Annotated in this window: 4 protein-coding genes; all 4 read right to left on the minus strand. The window is 37.4% G+C overall.

The genetic code is table 11. The features are described 5' to 3' along the window. Nucleotides 1-28: 28 nt before the first annotated feature. The 4 genes from HP456_RS23375 to HP456_RS23390 all read right to left on the minus strand — a co-directional run bounded on the left by HP456_RS23375 (nucleotide 29) and on the right by HP456_RS23390 (nucleotide 1,988). Nucleotides 29-484 (minus strand): PaaI family thioesterase, encoded by a 456-nt coding sequence (locus tag HP456_RS23375; protein ID WP_172255510.1) that lies wholly within the window; start codon nucleotides 482-484, stop codon nucleotides 29-31. Nucleotides 485-638: 154 nt separating this feature from the next. Further along, nucleotides 639-950, minus strand: coding sequence for a hypothetical protein (locus HP456_RS23380; RefSeq protein ID WP_246289394.1), 312 nt, complete (start codon nucleotides 948-950; stop codon nucleotides 639-641). Between the two features lie 82 nt (nucleotides 951-1,032). Beyond that, a complete protein-coding gene (locus HP456_RS23385; RefSeq protein WP_172255512.1) occupies nucleotides 1,033-1,467 on the minus strand; it encodes an SMI1/KNR4 family protein in 435 nt (144 codons plus the stop codon). Between the two features lie 98 nt (nucleotides 1,468-1,565). Beyond that, nucleotides 1,566-1,988, minus strand: coding sequence for a DinB family protein (locus tag HP456_RS23390; RefSeq protein ID WP_246289396.1), 423 nt, complete (start codon nucleotides 1,986-1,988; stop codon nucleotides 1,566-1,568). Nucleotides 1,989-1,993: the final 5 nt, after the last annotated feature.

The following is a 1,993-nucleotide window of genomic DNA, read 5'->3' on the forward strand; positions in this document are numbered from 1 at the left end:
AGCTTTGATCTGTAACTTTTGTAACCACTTAAACTTGTTGATCAATTTCAATAAAATAATGATCCTTACGGTAAGAAACTGCCTCCATAGTAGCTATCAGTATTTCTTCATGAAAAATCTCAATTCTATAAAATCCAGTGCGAAAGTTTCGTCTTACCTCCGTTGCACGGGCAACTATTCTGTCTCCAGGTTTAGCAGCTTCGATAAACTGGATTGTAGTTGATAGTCCTACTGAAGTTTTTCCATATGCATTACAGGCTACAGAAAAGGCATGATCTGCCAGAGCATAAATGACTGCACCATGAACAGTTCCATGTGCATTTACCATATGGCTCTGCACTTCAAGATTTGCTTCTGCAAAACCCGCCTCGAATTTCGTCAACTGGATACCTAACGATTGGGCATACGGATCGTTCTTTACTTGCTCATATATTTGTTCGTAATGATTTTCAAATACTTGATACTCATCAATTTTCTTTTTCACATAGACCCCCCTATTATTTTTAACAACGTTTTCACACGGTTTTTCATTCGTACTTTTATTGTAATCAATCTACCAACCTAGTATGTCGATATTCAACTAAATTCCCGTTAAAGGAATATCAACCCTTGGTCTCCGTGTGTTAATGTTCTTTACCTTATTTACTAAATAGTTTAATACCAGAGATGAAAGTGATCATTGTAAGTAACCCTAAACGCAGCCACGCCATACTAAGCCAGAAATCACTGCCATAAACAGATGTTGGAGAGGCACCAAAATCATCAACATATATAGCAGTATTCCAAAATATTTTTACAGAAATCACTAATGAAATGAAACTTAATACAAAAATTAGCGTGAGACCTCTATTTTTTGCAATATTTTCCGTCCCACCGTTCTTAAATAAGTAAATCAAAGGAAAACAAATACATGAAACCACTAATACTAATCCAATAACAATTCCAGGCATATATTTCCCCCACTCATATCACTCTAATTTATCTTGCTACTTTTCTTCCAAACAGGAACGCTGCCCTAATAAGGAAAATTATTCAGACAGAAATCTCTCCGATAATCCAGCCTCTAATAAACTCTTCTAATGATGATGCAATTACACTTCGACTATCATCTTCATGGTTCCATACATAAATATCATCAGTCTGAATACTTCCGTTTACTATTGAGTACCCAAATAAGTCACCATTACCTGCATCGGAGAAAAATAAAAATGAATCTAATGGCTCCATAAACTCTCTATGGTCGTGAATAGTCCAAAAAACTAAATTTTCTTTGACCATCTGATCTGTCGACCAAATAAATGAAATCCCATAGTTGCCATAAACACCATTTGTTTCGTTATATAAATCAGCCAATTTTTTAGGCAGATCAACATTTAATTCCTTTTTAATCGATAGGATCTCTGTTTCAGTTGCAGATGATTTAAACCGACACTCTTTTGAAATACTGCTTAAATACTCTCTCCACATAATTAATGCCTACCACCTAAATGTAATTAGACTCCCTTAAAATGAATAACTAATCATCATCCTGCCTCTCGTTATGTAACATAGAACATCTCTCTTTATTAAACCTGCCCCTGACACTCATCGGGACTCAGATATCGATCCATGATCAACGTTCGATGATGAATCTCATGCCCCGCAATAATGTACGCAATAGCCCGTGCCGTCACTTCGGATTCATTTGCTCTTCCACGCTGACGCAAGGCTTCCTCATCCATACTGCTTAGAAGCAGAATGGTGTTTTGGCGGACAAGAGATTGATGATGCAAAAGCTCCGATAAGGAAAATCGATTAAAATTTGCCCTTCTCACATACTGATCATCATTATATCCCGGCAGCATCCCCTTTTCTCCCCTGCCGATACAGAGAAGGCGGTAGCACATAATGCGCTCCGTATCGGTAATGTGGCCGATGACTTCCTTGATTGTCCATTTTTCCGGAGCATACCGATACATGGCCTTTTCCTCGCTTAAATCTTTTAACAAATACA

The sequence above is a fragment of the Bacillus haikouensis genome (genome assembly GCF_013179555.1).
Classification (GTDB): domain Bacteria; phylum Bacillota; class Bacilli; order Bacillales; family Bacillaceae_B; genus Rossellomorea; species Rossellomorea haikouensis_A.